Here is a 19617-nt window from a genome sequence, read left to right as displayed (position 1 = left end):
AGGAATAGCACCATGGTCATGCGTATTGCCACCCGGACGATTTATGAGAACGGCGTCAGCCAGCTGAACACGCTGCAGGCGCAACTGCAGAAGACCCAGATGCAGCTGTCGACCGGCCGCCGCGTGGTGACGCCGTCGGACGACCCGGTCGCCTCGGCGCGCGCGCTGGAAGTGTCGCAGTCCAAGGAAATGAACACCCAGTTCGTCACCAACCGCAGCAATGCCAATTCCTCGCTGTCGCTGGTGGACAATACGCTGGCGAACACCGACGACCTGCTGCAGGAAGTGAAGAGCAAGATCGTGGCGGCCGGCAACCCTGGCTTTACGCTGGCCGACCGCGAGGCGTTGGCCAAGGAGCTGGAAGGGCGCCTGGAAGACTTGCTGGGCCAGGCCAATGCCACCGACGGCACCGGCGCCTACCTGTTCTCCGGCTACAAGAGCGATATCAAGCCGTTCACCCGCTCCGCCACCGGCGCCACCTACAATGGCGACCAGGGCCAGCGCGAACTGCAGGTGGCATCGTCGCGCAAGCTGGCCACCAGCGAAACCGGCTCGGCCATCTTTGAAAGCAATATCACAGGCAACGGCACCTTCCAGACCAGCGTCGATCCAGCCAACTACACGCGCGGCGGCACCGGCATCATTTCACCGGGCGTGGTGAAGACCCCGTCGGCTGTGACCGGCCACAACTACACGTTGAACTTCAGCGTGACCGGTACGCCGGCGGTGACCACCTATACCGTCAACGACGTGACCGCCGGCACGGCGGTGGCGTCGAACGTCCCGTATGTGTCCGGCCAGCCGATCGCCTTCGACGGCATTCAGATGGACATCACCGGGGCGCCGGCCAACGGCGACGTCTTCAATGTTGACCCCAGCAAGAACCAGTCGGTGTTCGAGACCATGACCACGCTGATCGCCGCGTTGCGCGGCCCGTCCGGGACGCCGCAGGCCGGTACCGCACTGACCAATGCACTGAACCTGGCCAACCAGAACATTACGAATTCGCTGGACAACGTGCTGTCGGTGCGCGCCTCGGTCGGTGCCCGCCTGAGTGAACTCGATCACCTCGACAGCGCCGGCGACGACCTGAACCTGCAGTATGCGAGCCAGATTTCGGACCTGGTCGACCTCGACCCGGTGGAAGCCATCTCGCGCTTCACCCAGCAGCAAACCACGCTGGAAGCCGCCCAGAAGTCCTACAAGGCGCTGGCAGGCTTGTCGCTGTTCAATTTGATCTGAGGCTTGCCCGGCTTCGGTGGCCGGGCGCTCCTGCTATCCCACTCGCGCGGCAATTGCCGCGCTTTTTCTATGCCCTCGTTGACCAGCACCTGGAGCGGCATGCTCATGTAAGGCAAGGCCATCGTCAGCGTCAGGAAGCCGACGCCCAGCGTGATCGGAAAACCGATGCCGAACAGGTTCAGCTGTGGCGCGGCGCGCGTCAGGATGCCCAGCGCCACGTTGGTGATCAGCAGCGCAGCGACGATCGGCAGCGACAGCTGCAGGCCCGCGCTGAAGATCTTCGAGCCCCACAGCGCGAGTTCCCAGAAGCCATCGTTGTGGAAGGAAATGGCTGCCACCGGCAGCGTGTAAAAGCTTTCCGCCAGCGCTTCGATCAGGACCAGGTGGGCATTCACCGCCAGCACCGCCAGCGTCATGACCCACACCAGGAACTGCGATACCGCCGAGGAACGGCCTTGCGACATCGGGTCGAAAAAGCTGGCAAAACCGAGGCCCATGGTCAGGCTGGAGATCTCGCCCGCCATTTCCACTGCGGCAAACACCAGGCGCAATGCGAACCCCATGCCGACGCCTATCACGATTTCGCGCGCCAGCACCGACAGGCCGGCCCAGCCGGCAGGATCCAGGGCCGGCATGGCCGGCACCGCCGGCGCGACCACCAGGGCGATCAGCACGCCCAGCGCGAGCTTGACGTTCTGCGGGATGCGGGCATTGCCGAAAATAGGGGAGGCCGCAATCAGCGACAGGATGCGCGCCGCCGGCCACAGCAGGGCGGCGATCCAGGTATTCAATTCGGCGGCGGTAACGACCAGCATCGGTCACGAGACCAGCGATGGAATGCCGGTCAGCACCTGGCGCATATAGTCGACCATCACGGAAATCATCCACGGTCCCGCCACCACCAGGGTGACGAATACGCCGACCAGTTTCGGGATGAAGGACAAGGTGGCTTCATTGATCTGGGTGGCGGCCTGGAAGATCGAGACCACCAGGCCGATCAGCAGCGCCACCAGCAGCAGCGGGGCGGCCACCATCAGCGTGACTTCCATGGCCTGGCGGCCCATGGTCATGACGGTTTCAGGCGTCATCGCACACCTCGCTAATAGAAGCTCTGGGACAGCGAACCCAGCAGCAGTTGCCAGCCATCGACCAGCACGAACAGCATCAGTTTGAACGGCAGCGAAATCACGGCGGGCGACATCATCATCATACCCATCGACATCAGCACCGAGGCCACCACCATGTCGATGATGAGAAAGGGGATGAAGATGGCAAAGCCGATCTGGAAGGCGGTCTTCAGTTCGGACGTGATGAAGGCCGGCACCAGGATCTTCAGCGGCACGTCTTCCGGCCCCTGCAATTCCTGGCTGCGCGAAATCTTGACGAACAGCGCCAGGTCGGACTGGCGGGTCTGCTTCAGCATGAAGGTTTTCAGCGGCGCGGCCGAACGTTCCATCGCTTGCTGCATGCTGATCTTGTTGTCTTGCAGCGGCACCCAGGCCTCCGTGTAGATCCTGTCGAACACCGGGCTCATCACGAAGAAGGTGAGAAACAGCGACAGGCCGATGATGACCTGGTTGGGCGGCGCCGACTGGGTACCGAGCGCCTGGCGCAGCAGCGACAGCACGATTACGATGCGGGTGAAGCCGGTCATCATCAACAGCGCTGCCGGGATGAAGGTCAGCGCCGTCATCAGGATCAGCGTTTGCAGCGTCAGGCCGTAATTGGTGCCGCCGCCCGCCGCCGGCGTACTGGTGAAGGCAGGGATGGTCGGTTCGGCGGCAGCGATCAGCGGCAGGATCAACGCGGCGCCGGCAGCCAGGCACAGTGCGCGTTTATTTGCCATTGCGCTTGTCAATCGTCTGCTTGAACCACTCGGCGAAATTGGCGCCGGGCGCGGCTTGGCCCGCGGCCAGGTCGGCGTCGTCGGCTGGCTGGCGCGGCATGGTGGCCAGGGCATTCATGCGGCCGGGCGAGGCGCCCACCACGATCCATTGCTCGCCGACTTCCACCACCAGGATGCGTTCGCGGGCGCCGACGCTGAGCGCACCGACCAGCTTGACCTGGCTGCCGCCGCTCATGTGTTTCGGGCCGAAGCGCTTCAGCAGCCAGGCCAGGCCGACCAGCAGGGCGATGACGAAGCCCAGCGACACAATGGTCTGCAGCAGCGAGCCGGCAGCGGAGGGCGCCTGGGCGGCCAGCGCATTGGCCGGCGCCGGTGTGGCGGCGGCGCGGGCTCCGGCCAGGGCGGCCTGTTGCTCGGGTGTGGCGGCGGGCGCGCCGGCGGGCGGCGCAACCGGGCTGGCGGCGTTGGCCGGCGCCGCTTGCACGCTGCTGGAAATGGTGTCGGGGGCGGGGGCTTGCTGCGCCGAGGCGGGTGCGCCGGCGAGGCCGAGGGCGGCCGCCAAGCTCAGCGGCCGCAGCAGGTGAAAGGCAGTGATTCTCTGCTTCATTTATTCAGTTTTCGGATGCGTTCGGAAGGCGTGATGATGTCCGTCAGGCGGATCCCGAACTTGTCGTTCACCACCACCACCTCGCCCTGGGCGATCAGGCAGCCGTTGACCAGCACGTCCATCGGTTCGCCGGCCAGGCCGTCCAGTTCCACCACCGAGCCCTGCGCCAGTTGCAGCAGGTTCTTGATGGCGATCTTGGTGCGGCCCAATTCCACGGTGAGCTGGACCGGGATATCGAGGATGAAGTCGATATCGTTATGGGTTTCGGTCTTGTTCGGCTGCTTGGAAAAGTCCTTGAACACGGCGGCAGTGGCGGCCTGGTTCTGCATGGCAGCAGCCTCGGCAGCGGCCTGCTCGGCAATCGCGGCGCCCCAATCGTCATCCATGCTTGTATCGTCGTCTTGATTATCCGCCATGTTTCTCTCCTAGCTTTATTTCATATTATCCGCGTTTGCCAGCAGTTTCTCCACTTTCAATGCGTATTGCCCGTTCAACACCCCGTAGGTGCAGTCGAGCACAGGCACGCCATCCACGGTCGCCTCGATGGTTTCCGGGATGGACAGCGGGATCACGTCGCCGGCTTTCATGTTCAGGATTTCGTCGAAGCTGACCTTGGCGGTGCCGAGCTTGGCCACCAGTTCCACCTCGGCGATCTGGATCTGCTGCGTCATCAGGCGGATCCAGCGCTTGTCCACTTCCAGCGCCTCGCCCTGCAGGGACGAGGTCAGCGCATCGCGGATCGGCTCGATCATCGAGTACGGCATGCAGAAGTGGATCTGGCCGGACACCGAACCGAGTTCGACGGTGAAGGTGGACGCCACCACCACCTCGTTTGGCGTGGCGATGTTGGCGAACTGCGTATTCATTTCGGAACGGATGTACTCGAACTCCACCGGGTACACCGGTTCCCACGATTTGGTATACGCCTCGAACACGATGTCGAGGATGCGCAGGATGATGCGCTGCTCGGTCTGGGTAAAGTCGCGGCCCTCGACGCGGGTGTGGAAACGGCCGTCGCCGCCGAACAGGTTGTCGACCAGCAGGAACACCAAGCCCGGGTCGAACACCATCAGGGCCGTGCCGCGCAGCGGCTTCATGTGCACCAGGTTGAGGTTGGTCGGCACCACCAGGTTACGGATGAATTCGGAATACTTGGACACGCGTACCGAGCCGACCGATACTTCGGCGCTGCGGCGCAGGAAGTTGAACAGGCCCACGCGCAGCAGGCGCGCGAAACGCTCGTTGATAATTTCCAGGGTCGGCATCCGACCCCGGACGATGCGTTCCTGCGTCGCCAGGTTGTAGGTGCGGACACCCGATGCCTCCTCGGGCGCAGCGACGTCGTCCTGGTCGCCGTTGACGCCCTTCAAGAGGGCATCGACTTCTTCCTGGGAGAGAAAATTATCAGCCATGCTTCACCCGGGCCTTACTGGATGATGAATGCGGTAAACAAGACTTCGGATACTTCCTGCACTTCGCCGCCGTTTTCAAACGGCAGGTTGACCGCTTCCATGATGTCCTTGCTCAGTTGCTGCTTGCCTTCCGGAGTATTGATCTCGGATGCGCGTTTGCTCGACAGCAGCAGCAGGATGCGGCTGCGCACCTTCGGCATATTGGTCTTGATGATCTCGGACTCTTCCAGGCTGCTGGCCTGCAGCGTGATCGCCAGCTGCAGGTACTGGTCGCCGTTTTCCGGCTGCAGGTTGACCGTGAATTGCTCGACTGGAATATAGACGGGCGGACCGGCTTTCTTGGCCGGCTTCTTGGCCTTCTTGCCCGGCTTGGCTTCTTCCGCATGCTCTTCGCCGCTATCGCTCTTCAGCATGAACCATGCGCCGCCGCCACCGGCCAGGGCGAGCACCAGCACGCCGGCCAGGATGATGATCAGCTTTTTCTTTCCGCCACCGGCCGGCGGTGCTGCTTCTGCCTTCGCATCAGCCTTCATTTTTGGATTCGCTTTCAATTCTGCTGCCTTGGATGCAAGAGTTGGATCATGACGCCATTATGTCATTATCGCGAAATCTTTCGGGGAGCGAAGCGCCGAAAAGAGGCGGGAAGCAGGGCTATCTCTGCCTTAGGCGAACGTATCGACCGCGCTCAGCACGCCGCGGCGCACTTGTGGGGCGGCCTGCGCGGCGTTGTCGGCATGGTCATTCTGGCCATTGGCCCCACCGCGGCCACGGCCGGCGGCTGCCGCCGCTTCCATCTCGGCAAAGGCTTTCTGCTGGTCCTGGCTGCCGGACGAGACGCTGGCATCGCCCAGCGTGATGCCGGCTTCGCCCATGGTTTCGCGCAATTTCGGCAGCGCTTGCTCGAGGGCTTGCCGGACTTCCGGCTGGGCCGCACTGAAGGCGACGCTGGCCTGGTCATTGGAGACGCTCAGTACCACTTGCAGTGGACCGAGGTCGGGCGGGTTCAGGGTCAGGGTGGCGCTTTGCTCGCCGCCATTGACCATCCACACCACTTTCTGGCCCAGCTGGTGGTCCCAGCCCTGGCTGCCGACGCGGGCGTGCAGCTGGTTGCCGGCCAGGGCCTGGGCGGCTTGGGCGTTCGCGGCGCCGGCCGGCGCGAGGGCGGTAGCGGCGGCCTGCAAGGCGCCAGCCTGCGGCTGGATGGCGTGCCTGGCGTCCAGCGCAGCGGCATCGGCGGCCTTGCCGGCGTCGGCGCTGGCGTGCTGCAGGGCGGCCTGGAAATCGCTGCGTGGTGCGGCGGCGGCCTGGTCGCCGCCCGCGGTGGCTGCGGCGGAGGCATGGGTGGCGCCGGCATCGGCCACTGCAGCGTGGCGGCCTTGCGCCAAGGCGTCTGCCAGCGTGGGATCGTTTGTCTTGCCGGCGCCTTCGGCAGCAGCTTTCGCCGCCAACAAGGCTGTCTGGTCGACGGGCATGCCTTCGGCCGGCAGCCGCTCGGCAACGCCGGACTTTCCGCCTCGGCCGGACAGGACGGCGTCACCAGCCAGTTCGGCATCGGTAGCGCCACCGTCCTTGCCGGACGCGGCGGCGGCGGCAGCGGCAGCAGCCGCGCTGGCAGCGTCAGTTGCCGTTGGCTGGGCCAGGCCCTGGATCATGGCCAGCATATCGGCCACGGCATCGCTGGCGGTTTGCTGGCGATCGGTTTTGTCGGTGGCTGCAGCGGCGCTGGTGGCCGTCCCGGCGGCGCTGCCGTTGGCCGCTGCGCCACCGGTCGCTGCCGGCTGCGCGTTGGCCGGCGCTGCGGCATGGTCGGCCTGGTTCGCCGGCTCGCTTTGCGGGGCCTTGGCCGGGGCCTGTGCGGCAGGCTTGTTGGCTGGGGCCGGTGCATGGGACGCCTGCTTCGGTTGCTGGCTCGGCTGCTGGGCGGCCGGCTTGGGTGCCTCGGCGCGGCGCGTGGCGGCATTGGCTTGCGGTTGCAGCGCCGGAGGCAAGGACTGGGCCTGGCGTTCGATCTGGTTGTTCAGCGCCTGTGCGAACTGATGGTCTTCCTGCGCGGCATTGGACGAGCGACCGGTAGTCGTGTTGCCGGAAAGAAGAGGGGAGTTCTGTACAGTCTGGGTTTGCATGATCGAATCAGTCTAGCGTTTGAAAAATGCCTGGCGGGAGGCGTGTTCATCCATGGCCTTCTGGTCGCGCTTGGCTTCCTTCTTGAGCTCCTGGGCTTCGGCCCGGTCGCGCAAGGTGGAATACGACATGCGCTTGCGTTCGGCGTCTTGCCATAATTGCTTCTCTTTGTCGCCGCGCGCCTTGCTGTGGCGCAGCACTTCCTGCTGGCCCTGGATCGCCGTATCCAGCTTTTCCATGAAGGCCTGGAAATTGCGATATGCCATCGGCGTAATGCCTTGCTGTTGCGAAGCGTCGAAGCGGCGGCCGTACTCGTCGCGGTAGCCAACCAACATGTTCAGCTTCTCTTCCGCGTCCGCCACGGCTTTCAGGGCCGCGCCAAGGCGCTTGGCCGCATCGTCGGTTTCCCGCTGGGCCAGGTCGATCAGGGTTTCAAGTTGCTGGGTAGAGGCCATGATGGTCCATTATAGGCAAGGCCGAGCGCATCGATCAGTCGAATAGCGTGGTTAACTGCCCCAAGCTCTCCGGCATGGTCACCTGTTCCGTAATTTGCTGTTGCAGGAATTGTTCAATCTTATCGTGCAGCTTGATGGCCTGGTCAAGCACCGGATCGGTGCCCGGCGTGTACGCCCCGACGGCAATCAGGTCGCGGCTGCGTTCGTAGCGCGAAAACAACTGTTTCAGCCGCCGTGCCTGGTTTTGGTGGCCGTGCGAGGTGATCGAATGCATGGCGCGGGAGATTGACTGTTCGATATCAATTGCCGGGTAGTGGCCGGCTTCGGCCAGGCGCCGGTTCAGCACGATGTGGCCGTCCAGGATCGCGCGCGCCGAGTCCGCAATCGGGTCTTGCTGGTCGTCGCCCTCGGTCAGTACGGTGTAGAAAGCGGTGATCGAACCGCCGCCCACTTCGCCATTGCCGGCGCGCTCCACCAGCACGGGCAATTTCGCAAACACGGAAGGCGGGTAACCTTTGGTGGCCGGCGGTTCGCCGATGGCCAGGGCGATTTCGCGCTGGGCCATGGCGTAGCGGGTCAGCGAATCCATGATCAGCAGCACGTTCTGGCCCTTGTCGCGGAAGTGCTCGGCAATTGCGGTGGAGTAGGCGGCGCCCTGCATGCGCATCAGCGGCGGCGTGTCGGCCGGTGCGGCCACCACCACCGAACGGCGCAAGCCTTCCTCGCCCAGGATCTGCTCGATGAATTCCTTGACCTCACGGCCCCGTTCGCCGATCAGGCCCACCACGATGACATCGGCCTCGGTATAGCGCGCCATCATGCCGAGCAGGACGGACTTGCCGACGCCGGAGCCGGCGAACAGGCCCATGCGCTGGCCGCGGCCCACGGTCAGCATGGCGTTGATGCAGCGCACGCCGACGTCCAGCGTTTCCACGATGGGCGCGCGGCCCAGCGGATTGGCGGGGCGCACATTGATCGGCGCCGAATCGCTGGTCTGGATCGGGCCCAGGCCATCCAGCGGGCGGCCGGCGCCATCGACCACCCGGCCCAGCAGTTCAGGGCCGACCGGCAAGTGGCGCGCGCGGTCGCTGGGACGACGGCGCGGGTGGCTGACGCTGCCCGGTTTCGGCACGCTCTGTTCGACCGGAAACACGCGGGTGCCGGGAATGATGCCTTCGACATCGCTTTGCGGCATCAGGAACAGCTTGTCGCCTTCAAAGCCGACCACTTCGGCCTCGACCTTGCCGCCGGAGGGCAGCGGCACGGTGCAGGCGGCGCCCACGGCCAGGCGCAGGCCGACCGCTTCCATGACCAGGCCGGCCACGCGCGTGACGCGGCCCGACACTTGCATCGGTTCGACGAAATCGACCAGCGTGGCGCAATCGTTCAGGTAAGAGCGCCAGCGCCCGGCGTGCACTTGGGGATCGGCAGCGCCCATCTCAGTCGATCCAATCGATGTCCTTGCCGAGCGCAAGGCTCAGGCGTTGCCAGCGCGACGCCACCGTGGCATCGATCTGGTTGGAGGCGGTATCGACCTTGCAGCCGCCACGCTCGACAGTCGGGTCGTCGATCACGCGCCAGCCGCCTTTGTCGAGCTCTTCCGCAATGCCGTCCCGCACCACGGCGGCATCGTCCGGGTTCAGGATCAGCAGCGCCGGCTGTTGCAGCACCGGCAGGTATTCGATCGCTTCGCGCACGATCGGCAGGATCAGTTCCGGTTTCACGCGCAGGGCGGTCTTGATCATGCCCTTGGCCAGGTGCAGCGCCAGTTCCAGCACTTCGTTGCTGATGGCCTGGTCGGCCTCGCGCAGCGCAGCGCTGAAGTTGTCGGCGATCTCGCGTACCGGCGCCAGCGCTTGCGCGGTGGCGGCGCGCGCTTCGTCCAATGCCTGGGCGGCGCCATCGTCGTGGCCGGTCTTGAAGCCGGCGTCATAGCCTTGCTGGCGCGCTTCCTCGCGGATGGCGGCCAGTTCTTCGTCGCTCGGGTAATCGGGGGCGGGGGCCGGCGCCTGTTCCGCCGCGTATTCGGCTTGCTCGACTTCCGCCTGCGCGGCGGCTTCGGCGGCCAGGGCGGCGCGCACTTCCGCTTCCTCGCGTTCGCGCTGGGCCACCATGCTCGGGCGCGAGTCGCCGAAGGATTGCAGCTCCCAGCGCTGATAGGCAGTCTGTTTTTCTTTTGGAATATTCGACATCAAACGAAGGAATCCTCGCCCTTACCACCCAGTACGATCTGGCCTTCATCGGCCAGGCGGCGCACGATCTGCAGGATCTGCTTCTGCTGCGTCTCCACTTCGGACAGGCGTACCGGGCCTTTGTTTTCCAGGTCTTCGCGCATCATCTCCGAGGCGCGCGCCGACATGTTCTTGAAGACCTTGTCGCGCAAGTCCGGCGACGCGCCCTTCAGCGCGATGATCAGCATTTCGGACTGCACTTCGCGCAGCAGCAGCTGGATGCCGCGGTCGTCGACATCGATCAGGTTGTCGAACACGAACATCTCGTCCATGATCTTCTGCGCCATATCGTTGTCGTAGTTCTTGATGTTGTCCATCACATTCTGTTCCTGCTCACCGGACATGAAGTTCAGGATCTCGGCCGCGGCGCGCACGCCGCCCAGGGTCGATTTCTTGATGTTTTCGTTGCCGGACAGGAGCTTGGTCAGCACGTCGTTCAGCTCGCGCAAGGCCTGCGGCTGCACGCCGTCCAGCGTGGCGATCCGCAGCACCGCGTCGTTGCGCAGGCGGTCGGTGAAGTGACCCAGGATTTCGCACGCCTGGTCGCGCTCCAGGTGCACCAGGATGGTGGCAATGATCTGCGGGTGTTCGTTACGGATCAGTTCGGCCACCGATTGCGAATCCATCCACTTCAGCGATTCGATGCCGGACGCATCCTTGCCGCCCAGGATGCGCGACAGCAGCACCGACGCCTTGTCGTCGCCCAGCGCCTTGGTCAGCACTTGGCGGATGTATTCGTCCGAATCGATGCCCACGGTCGAGGCCGCCGCGTACTGGTCGCGGAAATCGTCCAGCACGTCGACCACCATCTCATGCGGGATGTTCTTCATGGTTGCCATCGAGGCGCCCAGTTTCAGCACTTCGCGCGGGCCGAGGTATTTCATCACCTCGGCCGCTTCGCCTTCGCCCATCGCCAGCATCAGGATGGCAGCCTTTTGCAGTCCGGTATTCTCAGTCATTATTGCCTATCCATTCCTTGATGACGTTGGCGACGATGCGCGGGTCTTCCGCGGCCAGTTTCTTCGCCAGCGCCAGGTTGTCGCGGTAGGTGCGGGCCGTGTTTTCTTCCATCTTGGCGATCTCCTCCGCCAGCAATTCTTCCGGTGTCGGCCCCAGCGGCTCGACGATCGGCGCTGGCTCCGGCTCCGGTTCCGGTTCGTTGATCGCATCGATCTTCTTGAACACCGGACGCATCATTGGACGCACGATACGCAGCAGGATGTAGAGCAGGATCAGGGCCGTGATCAGGAACTTCGCCAACTCCTTGGCCAGCGGCAGGTTGGCCGGATCGCGCCACCATTCGAGCGGCGCTTCCGGTTCCCGGTCGACACCGTCGAATGGCGCATTGGCCACGCTGACGGAGTCGCCGCGGTCCTGGTTGTAGCCCATGGCTTCCTTCACCAGGCTGTTGATCTTGGCCATTTCGTCAGCACTCAGCGGCTTGACGACGACCTTGCCGTTTTTATCGATGGTCCGACGATAGTTTACTACGACACCGACGGTCATGCGCTTCAGTCCGGCCATGGCTTTCTGTTCATAGCGCACGGTCTTGTCGACTTCGTAATTGGTGGTCGATTCCTTATGGCTGGGTCCGGTCGCGGTGGGGGCGGCGCCCGTGCCCGGCTGGCCCGGCGCACCGGCAGCGCCGGGCGGCGTGGTGGTCAGCGGGGCCGTCGCGACGCCCGGCGGCTGGTTCGACAAGGCGCCCGGAATGCCGCCCGGATTGGCGTTGGCATTGCCGCTGGTTTCGCTGTTCTGTTGGCTGCGGATGGCGGACGCGGCAGGCGGCGAATTCGGCTTGTAGGTCTCGGCAGCCTGTTCGATGGCCGAGAAATCGACGTCGGCCACCGCTTCGGCGCGCACATTGCCTTCGCCCACGATCGGCGTGATGATGGACTCGACCTGCTTGATGACTTGCTTTTGCATCTCCTGCACATACTTGAGCTGGGACGCATCAAGGTTCTTGGCGTTGTTGGCCGCGTTGCCGTTCTTGTTGGTGTCGGACACCAGGTTGCCGGCCTGGTCCACCACGGTCACGTTGGCCGGCGACAGTTCCGGCACGGACGAAGCGACCAGGTGCACGATGGCGCTGACCTGGGCCGGATCGATCATGCGGCTGGCATGCAACTGCAGGATGACGGAAGCGGTGGGCTTTTGCTGGTCGCGCACGAACACCGAAGGCTTGGGCAGGGCCAGGTGCACGCGGGCCGACTCGACGGCGCCGATGGACTGGATCGAGCGCGCCAGTTCTCCTTCCAGCGCGCGCTGGTAGTTGACCTGTTCCAGGAACTGGGACACGCCCAGCTTCTGGTTTTCCATGACTTCAAAGCCGACATTGCCGCCTTTCGGCAAGCCCTGCTGGGCCAGGCGCAGGCGCACATTGTGCACTTGCTCGGCCGGCACCAGGATGGCCTGGCCACCCTCGGCCAGCTTGTACTTGACCTGCATCTGGTCCAGCGCAGCGGTGATGGCACCGCCATCCTTGTCGGTGTAATTGGCGAACAGGACCTTGTAGTCCGGTTCCCTGTTCCACATCCACAGGATCAGGATCAGCGCCAGGATGCCCGCCACGGCGGCCCCGCGCATCACCATCTTGCCCATCGGGGTCTGGAAGAAGGCGAAGCGGCCCCTGGCCGCCTGCTGGGCTTCGGGATCGTCGATATCGATTTGTTCGGCGGCTGCAGCCATGGGTAGTCACTGTGGGGTTAATGGGCCTGTTGCACATTATCAGGCGATGTTGCGCCCGTTAAAGGCAGGAATAGGCGGCTGTTTGCCTTGCTGCTCAAGCCTATCCCCTTGTTTTGACGCGGGTATTCTGGAAGCCTGAAAACAGGAATATTGTATCTTGGAGTCAACTAATGAGAACAGGCGGAATTGATTCTAGCCAAATCCAGGCCATGATCGCCCAGCTGCATGCTGCGGCCACACGGCCGTCTGCGACGCCGCCGGTGATCCAGACCGAGAAGGTGGCGGACAAGCCGGACTTCACCAACGCCCTGAAAGGCGCGCTGGACGCGGTGCAGGCCAGCCAGAACCAAGCCGAAGGCCTGACCAAGCGCTTCCAGATGGGGGACGACTCGGTCAACCTGTCGGACGTGATGATCTCGATGCAAAAAGCCAGCATCAACTTCCAGGCCACCGTGCAGGTGCGCAACAAGCTGGTGCAGGCCTACCACGACATCATGAATATGCAGGTGTAAATCAACAGCTTAAAAAATAGGGACGTACCCCATTTTCAAAAAATGGGGTACGTCCCTATTTTTTAAGCTGTTGATTATTCGAGGCCGGCGATGCGGGCGTTGCGTTCGCGCTCGAGCTTGGTGATGTAGCGCTGCACGGCTGTCAGCGAGGAGCGCGGCATGTCGACAAACTGGCAGCCGAGGCGGCGGTTGGTTTTGTTGTTTAAAAGCGTCAGGTCGAGCGAGTTGCGGATCTGCAGGCCGGTGGAAATCGTGGCCACTTCAGGCAGTTCGATACGGCAGTCGCTGTAGACCTTGCCGATCGTGTCGCCCAGTTCCAGGCTGTTGTCGAGGATGGCAATGCCGCCGCAACTGATGTCGGACAGCGGAAACGGCTTGCTGCCGCCGCCCAGTTCGGCCGGCTGCGGGATCAGCACGCGCACCGGGTTGGTGACCGGCGTGGCAATGCGGTAGAACTCGCGGCGCTGCAGGCGCACCAGGCTGGCCGGCAGCGGCATCTTGAACGCCGGGCTGCCTTCGAAGGTGGTCGATTCGATGTGCTCGCCGCTGAACATGATGCGGATCTTGTCCAGCGTGGTTTCGAAGGAAAGCCGCTTGGCGCCGAGGATGCGCCGGTTCTGGTCGGGACTGATGGAGCAGTCCAGGATCAGCTTGCCGCCATCGGCATCGACGTCCAGGATGGAGGTGACGCAGACGTCGGACTCGCCTTTGATGAGCATGCGGATCAACTGGTTCTTCTCGCCGATACTGCGCAGCAGCGCCGTGATCTCGCGGGGCGAAGCAACCTCGAAATCATGCCAGTTTTCCATGTCCGATTCCGAAATATAGCTGTGCATCAAAGTCCGTTTGTTGGGGTGTCATTCGGTACGCTGAGATCAGGCGCCGCAGGCGGGGGCTGGCCGGTCTTTTGCGCTGCTTCAATATGATAAAGCCAGGCTAACAGTTCCGCAATTACACGGTAGAGCAGTGGCGGGATCTGCTGGTCCAGGTCGACTTCCATCAGCAGTGACACCAGTTCTTTCGACTCGTGGATGTGCACGCCATGTTCGGCCGCCACGGCGATGATCTGCTCGGCAACCAAGCCGCGTCCCTTGGCGACGACTTTTGGTGCCGCCTGGCCGCTCTTGTAGGCGAGGGCGACGGCGCTTTGCAGCGGCTTGCGCGGCGTTTCGCTGGGGTCACGCTGCGTCATCTTTGGCCTCGGCGTTGATGGCGAGCGAGGCCAGCGGGGCGCCGGCGGCATCCAGGGCGTGCTGCAAGGCGCCGGCCCAGGCGCGCAGCGTGGCGGCGCTGTCTTCCGAGCCGGACTGGACCGCAATGTGCACCTGGTCGCCCACCAGCGTGACCTGGGCGGCCACCTGGCCCAGCAGCGGGAAGCGGAAGCGCACGCCGCTGCGCCAGACCGGGTCGGCTTCGCCATCGCGGCCTTCGCCGCTGCCGCCCTGGCCGCCGGCCTCGCCTTGCTGCTGGCGTTCCACCTGCCATTGCATCTGCTGGCCGGGCCAGGCTTCGCCTTGCCACATGACCTTGCCCTGTTCGTGGGTGTGCAACTGCTGGTTGATCATCTGGGCGGCCGACAGGTCGGGGCCGCCCAGTGCCTTGGCGATCGCATCGGCCTGGCTTTGCCCTGCGCCTTGCGCGGCAGCGTGGCGCTGCATCTGCGGTTCGCGCTGCAAGTCTTGCAGCGGCCGCTTGCCTTCGGCCCATTCGGCCACATGGGATTCGTAGAACAGGCCGCTATCGCCCAGGGCGCGCTGCAAGCCTTGGCTGAGCTTGCCCGTGTCGGGCGGGCCGCCTGCGCTCAGCGGCGTTTTGCCGTTGATGGTGACCGGCACGCCGGGCGTGGTGTAGGCCGAGGCCAATGCGCTGGCGATGGCGCGCGCGGCGGGGCTGAGGGCGGCTGGCGGGGTGTCCTTGCCGAGCGCGGGCAACTGGTCGGCCGGCACCAGCGGGGCTTTGCTGAGCAGGGCCGCGCCCGGACTGAGCGCCCGGCCCTGGGCCGCGCCGGCCTGGCCGGCTTCGGCGCCGGCCGCCTGCGGTTGCTTACCGCTGAGGTTGAGAATGGCCGCTTCCTGCGACGGCAGGCGCGCCGTCGGCAGCTCGGGCATCTGGTCGCCGGCGACAAAGGTGGCCATCTGCCCGGCTTGCGGGCTGCCGGCGCCCACTTGCAGGGTGGGGCGCGGCTGCGCGCTGATCACGGTCAGCGGCAGGTCGTCGCCGGCATTGACCCCGGCCGGCAGCAGCATGCGCGCATTGGTGTCGGCCACGCGCACCAGGAAACTGCCATCGGAGAATTTGCTGAGGACCTGGGCGGGCAGGGTTTGCCCGACCATTTGCGAGAGGGCGCGCTGGAAGGCTTCCTGGCGCGGTGCGGCCACGGCGGGCGCGGCGGACGCCGCGCTGGTGGCGCCGACGCCCCGGACATCCAGGCGCGGGGGCAGCATGGCAGCCGCCCCGCTCAGACGGCGCCGTAGGCGGCGGCCAGGCGCCGTTCAGTGCCGGTGTTGTTGATCAGTTTGGACAGCTGGGCCATCCACGGCATGGTCAGGTCGCGGATCTGGCGGTCGTCGTCCAGCATTTGCTTGATCAGGCCCAGCTTTTGCTGGCGCTGGCCAGCGTCCAGCACCACCGTTTCCTCCGTCCCGCGCAGCAGGGCAACCTGGGCCGCTACCTGGCTCTCCAGTACTTCCAGACCGTCCCAGTCGGATATCGTTGCCGCGGCCACCATCTGGTGGGTCAGTGCGGCCATGGCGCTGTAGGCGGTCAAAACTTCCAGGTTCGTCATTGTCATCCTCGATTACATGCTGGCCAAGGCAGCAGGCTGGGTATTATTGGTCGCGGCTGGGTTGCCGCCGATCTGGTTCCAGGTGTCGCGCAAGTCGGCCAGCAGGCTGCGCACTTCTTCCAGCACTTCCGGGCTGTTCTGGATGTTCGCTTCCAGCAGGCGGCGGCTCATGTAGTCATACAGGGCGTCCAGGTTGCGCGCGATCTCGCCGCCGGCTTCCTTGTCCAGGCTGGCGCGCAGCCCGTCGTCGATGATGCGAATGGCTTTGGAGATCGCCTTGCCTTTTTCCTGAACATTGCCGGCGTTCATCTGGGTGGCCGCAGTCATGATCGCCGCCAGGGCGCCGTCGTACAGCATGACAATCAGTTTGTGGGGCGAGGCGGAGCTGACGCCGGTTTCCAGGCCGACTTTCGCGTAGGCATTGACACCGCGTGAAGTAGTTCCAAACATAATCTCTCCTTATTCCTGCGATCAGCTGTTGGAGGCGATGGCCGCCAACTGCTGAGTCAAATACGCTTGCGTGCTCTGCATTTTCGCCAGGGTGGCATCGAGCCGCGTGAACTGGGTGCGGTAGCGTTTTTCGATGTCGTCCAGCTTGGACGAGAAGGCGTCGCGCTGCTTGGCCACGTCTTTGATGCTCTTGTTCAAGCCGTCGGTCACCGTGGTCAGCAAGCCTTTGCTGCCCAGGAAGGAGGTGGCCAGGTTGTTGAGCTGGTAGGCATAGCCTTGCGAGAACGAGACGGTGCCGCGGTCGCCCAGGGCGCCGCCGGTAATGTCGATTTTCAGGCCTTCCGCGTCGGTCCCTTCGGCGCCGGTGAGGGACTGGCCGGTGCCGACCACTGCCTTGCCGCCCAAGGTGCCGGCCACGTCGGTACCGGCCACCGGCGCCGCGCCGCCGAACACGCTGTCCACGGTGCTGCCGCTGACGCTGGTCAGCGCGATATTCGAGGCCGAACCGTATTTGCTGGAAGACAGCACCAATTTACCGCTACCGTCAATCGCGGCGGTAACGCTGGAGCCGGTATCCGCGAAGGCGGCCGTGCCGTTGATCGTCGACTGCACGATTTTGGCCAGCTCGGCCGGCGCGTAGGTGCCTGCCGGGATGGTGACATTGGCGATATTCTTGGCGTTGCTGGGCGAGGTGTCGTTCAAGGTCACCGCCCAGGTGGTATTGGCGGCAATCGTGGTGCTGCCCAGCGCTGCCGAGCTGGTCAGCGCGCCTTGGCTGGCCAGCGCCGTGATGTTCAGCGCATAGCTGCCCGGTTTGGTTTTTGCCGTCGAGCTGACAAAGCTGACGTTCGGGTCGCTGGCATTGCCGATGGCGGTAAACAGGCCGGCGATGTCGCCGAAATTCTTTTCGATTGCCTTGTTCAGCTTGGCGTCATCCAGGCTCAGCGTGCCGTCTTTGGCAAAGGAAATGCCGACCTGGCCCATATTGGTCAGGCTGCCGGACAGGCCGGTGATCTGCCCGCTCATCATGCGGCGCAGTTGCGCCTGCATGGACTGGGCGGTCGGATCGCCCTGCAGCGCGCCAGCCTTCTTGGTTTCCGGATCATAGGCGGTGAGCTTTTTCAGCGCACCGTTGAGTTCGTTGTACGCCTTGACGAAGGCCGTCAGGTTGGTCTTGACGCTATTGGTATCGCGCGCCACGTTCAGCGTGGTGCTGCCCACCTGGTTGACCGTCAGGCCCACGCCCTGGATCGATTCGTTGACGGTGTTCGAGTGGCTGCTGACGGCAATGCCGTTGACGGTCAGCTTGGTGTCCTGGGCGGCACTGGTTTGCTGCATCGACTGGGTACCTGCCGGGTCGTAGCTGAGCAGGCTGTTCAGGGCGGCGTCCGGCGGGTTGCTGCCGTCGCCACTCAGGCTGATCTTCATGGCGGCGTTTTCGCCGGTCTTGTTCGACGTCAGCACCAGGCGGTAAGGGCTGGCGCTGCCATCGGACACGATGGTGGCAGTCACGCCCAGGCTGGCCTTGTTGATGGCGTCAGCCACGCCTTGCAGCGTGTTGTTGGTGCTGTCGATGACCACCGAGCCCGAAGGCTGGCTGGCATCCTGGCTGAAGCCGCCGCCTAGCATGCTGCCGCCGGTGCCGGCCGTCAGGCCGGCGGCGGCCGGATTGTTGCCGGCGATGGTAATCGGGCTGCCGTTGGCCGAGGTTAGGGTGACGCTGCTGGCCGATGCGTAAGTGGCGCCGGCATTCGCGGCGCCGGCCGCGGTCTTGGCGCCGCCGGTGACACCGCTTGCCGTTTCGGTGATGGCCACACTGGCACCGCTGGCGCTGCGGAATTCCAGGGTGCCGGCAGCGGCACTGCCGGTAAACGTGATGCCGGCGGCTGCCAGCGCGGTCGCGGTAGCGCCGCTGGCATTGGCCAGGTCGGCATCGAGGGACGCGGCGGTGACGCCGGCGCCGGCGGCGACGCCTGCACCCTGGCTGGCGATGGTGACATTGCCTACTTTCAGCGCGTACGAGCCAGTGCCGTCGGTGGCCACGTCGCCAAAGGTCGAGAAGATATTCGCCACGCTGGCGGTGACGCCGGTGGTGCTGGTCTTGTCATTGATGGCATTGGCCAGCGCGGTGGCGCTGTTGGTGCCGCTCGAGGTGGCAATCGCGGTGCCGTTGATGCTGAGTGAGCCATTGGCCAGCCCGTTGGTCAGCATGGACGAGCTCAAGCCGGTGCCCTGCAAGCCGAAGCTGCCGCTGGCCGAGCCGAACTGGAAGGACAGGGTGGTCGAGCCGCCCAGGCCGATGGTCGAGGTCTTGCTCGCCAGGCCAGTGGTCATCAGGGTCTGCGCCTGGGCCAACTGGGTGACATTGATCTTGTAATTGCCCGCCACCGCCTTGGCCGAAGCGCTGGCGGTCAGCAAATCCTTGTTGCCTACCGTCGTCGAGAAGCCTTTGAAGGCGTTGGCCGAGGTCAAGCCGCCCAAGGCGCTCTGGAACACGCCGACGGCTGCAGTCAGCGAACCGAAGGCGCTCACCTTGGCCTGGTAGGACGCCGCCTTGCGGTCGTAGCCTGCCAAGGGCGCGGCTTCGGCTGCCATCAGTTTGTCGACGATGTCGTTGACCTGCAAGCCCGATCCGATACCGGGGGATGACAGTGCTGGGGTGCTGGAAAGGGCCACGGCAAACTCCTGAGGAAACAAGATAAGTCTAACTTGTTTACGGCAGATTCAAAGGGGACTTGAGAGGGGGAAATACCTGTTTATTCCTGTCCGAAATGACAACCTGGCCAGGACAGCATAACGCAAAAAAGCCCGGGCTGCCGCATCGGCAGGCCGGGCTCAACTGAGGTGCAGCAGTCAGGCTTGGTGGTCGACCAGCAAGCCGCCCTTGCGGGCGTCGATGGCCTTGGCAATCTGCAACGCTTCCGGGGTCGGAATCTGGCGCAGTACTTCCTTGGTGCTTTGGTCAATCACCTTGACGATGGTGCGTTGGCTGTCGTCGTCGATGGAGAATTCCAGGCCCTGGGCCCGGTCCTGCACTGACTTGTTCAGCTTGGCAACCGCCTCTTCCACATCTTTCTTGGACGGCGTGGCCTGCTTGGCCTTGACCGCATCGATGGTTTCCACCGCGGCGGCCGGGCTGCGGCCTGCCACCGGGAGGGCCACGAAATCCGGGGCCGCGCTGCCACGGTCGGCCCGTGGCGCAGTAGCAGTAATTGAATCGATAGTCATACGGACCTCCTACGGAAAATTCCCCGGTCCGGCGAACCGG

The 19617-nt window shown here is 64.3% G+C and carries 22 protein-coding genes; 2 read left to right on the top strand and 20 right to left on the bottom strand.

All coding sequences use genetic code 11. The features are described from left to right. Positions 1-12: 12 nt before the first annotated feature. Positions 13-1242 carry a flagellar hook-associated protein FlgL gene (gene flgL, locus BM269_RS20905; protein WP_307154161.1) on the top strand — a complete coding sequence of 410 codons (1230 nt, stop codon included), beginning with the start codon at positions 13-15 and terminating at the stop codon, positions 1240-1242. Here the strand turns inward: flgL and fliR are convergent. From fliR to fliF, 13 genes are all read right to left on the bottom strand, one after another. Then, positions 1200-2057: a flagellar biosynthetic protein FliR gene (fliR, locus tag BM269_RS20900; protein ID WP_090441510.1), complete on the bottom strand. Its 858-nt coding sequence runs from the start codon at positions 2055-2057 to the stop codon at positions 1200-1202. The genes flgL and fliR overlap by 43 nt on opposite strands. Before the next feature lie 3 nt (positions 2058-2060). Further along, positions 2061-2330, bottom strand: coding sequence for a flagellar biosynthesis protein FliQ (gene fliQ / locus BM269_RS20895; RefSeq protein WP_055930712.1), 270 nt, complete (start codon positions 2328-2330; stop codon positions 2061-2063). An 11-nt stretch (positions 2331-2341) separates the two neighbouring features. Continuing rightward, positions 2342-3088: a flagellar type III secretion system pore protein FliP gene (fliP, locus tag BM269_RS20890; RefSeq protein ID WP_090441507.1), complete on the bottom strand. Its 747-nt coding sequence runs from the start codon at positions 3086-3088 to the stop codon at positions 2342-2344. Beyond that, positions 3078-3695, bottom strand: coding sequence for a flagellar biosynthetic protein FliO (fliO, locus tag BM269_RS20885; RefSeq protein WP_090441504.1), 618 nt, complete (start codon positions 3693-3695; stop codon positions 3078-3080). The genes fliP and fliO overlap by 11 nt, the downstream gene beginning before the upstream one ends. Then, positions 3692-4111 (bottom strand): flagellar motor switch protein FliN, encoded by a 420-nt coding sequence (fliN, locus tag BM269_RS20880; protein WP_055930721.1) that lies wholly within the window; start codon positions 4109-4111, stop codon positions 3692-3694. The genes fliO and fliN overlap by 4 nt, the downstream gene beginning before the upstream one ends. 15 nt (positions 4112-4126) lie before the next feature. Further along, a complete protein-coding gene (fliM, locus tag BM269_RS20875; protein ID WP_090441501.1) occupies positions 4127-5107 on the bottom strand; it encodes a flagellar motor switch protein FliM in 981 nt (326 codons plus the stop codon). Between the two features lie 14 nt (positions 5108-5121). Next, the gene (fliL, locus tag BM269_RS20870; RefSeq protein WP_090441498.1) at positions 5122-5640 is read right to left on the bottom strand and encodes a flagellar basal body-associated protein FliL; all 519 of its coding nucleotides are present in this window, start codon (positions 5638-5640) and stop codon (positions 5122-5124) included. Between the two features lie 129 nt (positions 5641-5769). Beyond that, positions 5770-7230, bottom strand: coding sequence for a flagellar hook-length control protein FliK (locus BM269_RS20865; protein ID WP_090441495.1), 1461 nt, complete (start codon positions 7228-7230; stop codon positions 5770-5772). A gap of 12 nt (positions 7231-7242) precedes the next feature. Next, positions 7243-7683 (bottom strand): flagellar export protein FliJ, encoded by a 441-nt coding sequence (gene fliJ, locus BM269_RS20860; protein ID WP_090441492.1) that lies wholly within the window; start codon positions 7681-7683, stop codon positions 7243-7245. Positions 7684-7717: 34 nt separating this feature from the next. Then, complete coding sequence (fliI, locus tag BM269_RS20855; RefSeq protein ID WP_090441489.1) at positions 7718-9121, bottom strand: flagellar protein export ATPase FliI; 1404 nt, start codon at positions 9119-9121, stop codon at positions 7718-7720. 1 nt (position 9122) lies between these two features. Continuing rightward, a complete protein-coding gene (locus BM269_RS20850) occupies positions 9123-9875 on the bottom strand; it encodes a flagellar assembly protein FliH (RefSeq protein WP_090441485.1) in 753 nt (250 codons plus the stop codon). Then, on the bottom strand, positions 9875-10873 hold the full coding sequence (gene fliG / locus BM269_RS20845) for a flagellar motor switch protein FliG (RefSeq protein WP_055930739.1): 999 nt from the start codon (positions 10871-10873) through the stop codon (positions 9875-9877). Before fliG ends, BM269_RS20850 begins: the two co-directional genes overlap by 1 nt. Further along, entirely contained in the window at positions 10866-12602 is a 1737-nt protein-coding gene (gene fliF / locus BM269_RS20840) for a flagellar basal-body MS-ring/collar protein FliF (protein ID WP_090441482.1), read from the bottom strand. The genes fliG and fliF overlap by 8 nt, the downstream gene beginning before the upstream one ends. Before the next feature lie 170 nt (positions 12603-12772). On the opposite strand from fliF, the gene fliE reads away from it, so the two are divergent. Continuing rightward, a complete protein-coding gene (gene fliE / locus BM269_RS20835) occupies positions 12773-13114 on the top strand; it encodes a flagellar hook-basal body complex protein FliE (RefSeq protein WP_090441479.1) in 342 nt (113 codons plus the stop codon). Positions 13115-13188: 74 nt separating this feature from the next. On the opposite strand, the gene BM269_RS20830 is transcribed toward fliE, so the two are convergent. The 7 genes from BM269_RS20830 to BM269_RS20800 form a co-directional block, all read right to left on the bottom strand. Further along, positions 13189-13923 (bottom strand): flagellar brake protein, encoded by a 735-nt coding sequence (locus tag BM269_RS20830; RefSeq protein ID WP_090441952.1) that lies wholly within the window; start codon positions 13921-13923, stop codon positions 13189-13191. Positions 13924-13949: 26 nt separating this feature from the next. Beyond that, positions 13950-14306 (bottom strand): EscU/YscU/HrcU family type III secretion system export apparatus switch protein, encoded by a 357-nt coding sequence (locus BM269_RS20825; protein WP_090441476.1) that lies wholly within the window; start codon positions 14304-14306, stop codon positions 13950-13952. Next, positions 14293-15558, bottom strand: a complete 1266-nt coding sequence (locus BM269_RS20820; protein WP_090441473.1) for a flagellar hook-length control protein FliK — start codon at positions 15556-15558, stop codon at positions 14293-14295. Before BM269_RS20820 ends, BM269_RS20825 begins: the two co-directional genes overlap by 14 nt. A gap of 14 nt (positions 15559-15572) precedes the next feature. Beyond that, positions 15573-15899 carry a flagellar protein FliT gene (locus BM269_RS20815; RefSeq protein ID WP_229204727.1) on the bottom strand — a complete coding sequence of 109 codons (327 nt, stop codon included), beginning with the start codon at positions 15897-15899 and terminating at the stop codon, positions 15573-15575. A 12-nt stretch (positions 15900-15911) separates the two neighbouring features. Continuing rightward, a complete protein-coding gene (fliS, locus tag BM269_RS20810; RefSeq protein ID WP_090441470.1) occupies positions 15912-16349 on the bottom strand; it encodes a flagellar export chaperone FliS in 438 nt (145 codons plus the stop codon). 21 nt (positions 16350-16370) lie between these two features. Continuing rightward, complete coding sequence (gene fliD / locus BM269_RS20805) at positions 16371-19025, bottom strand: flagellar filament capping protein FliD (protein WP_229204726.1); 2655 nt, start codon at positions 19023-19025, stop codon at positions 16371-16373. Between the two features lie 177 nt (positions 19026-19202). After that, a complete protein-coding gene (locus BM269_RS20800; protein WP_090441467.1) occupies positions 19203-19577 on the bottom strand; it encodes a flagellar protein FlaG in 375 nt (124 codons plus the stop codon). Positions 19578-19617: the final 40 nt, after the last annotated feature.

The sequence above is a fragment of the Duganella sp. CF458 genome (assembly GCF_900113115.1).
Classification (GTDB): domain Bacteria; phylum Pseudomonadota; class Gammaproteobacteria; order Burkholderiales; family Burkholderiaceae_D; genus Rugamonas.
This window is presented reverse-complemented; position numbering and strand designations above follow the sequence as displayed.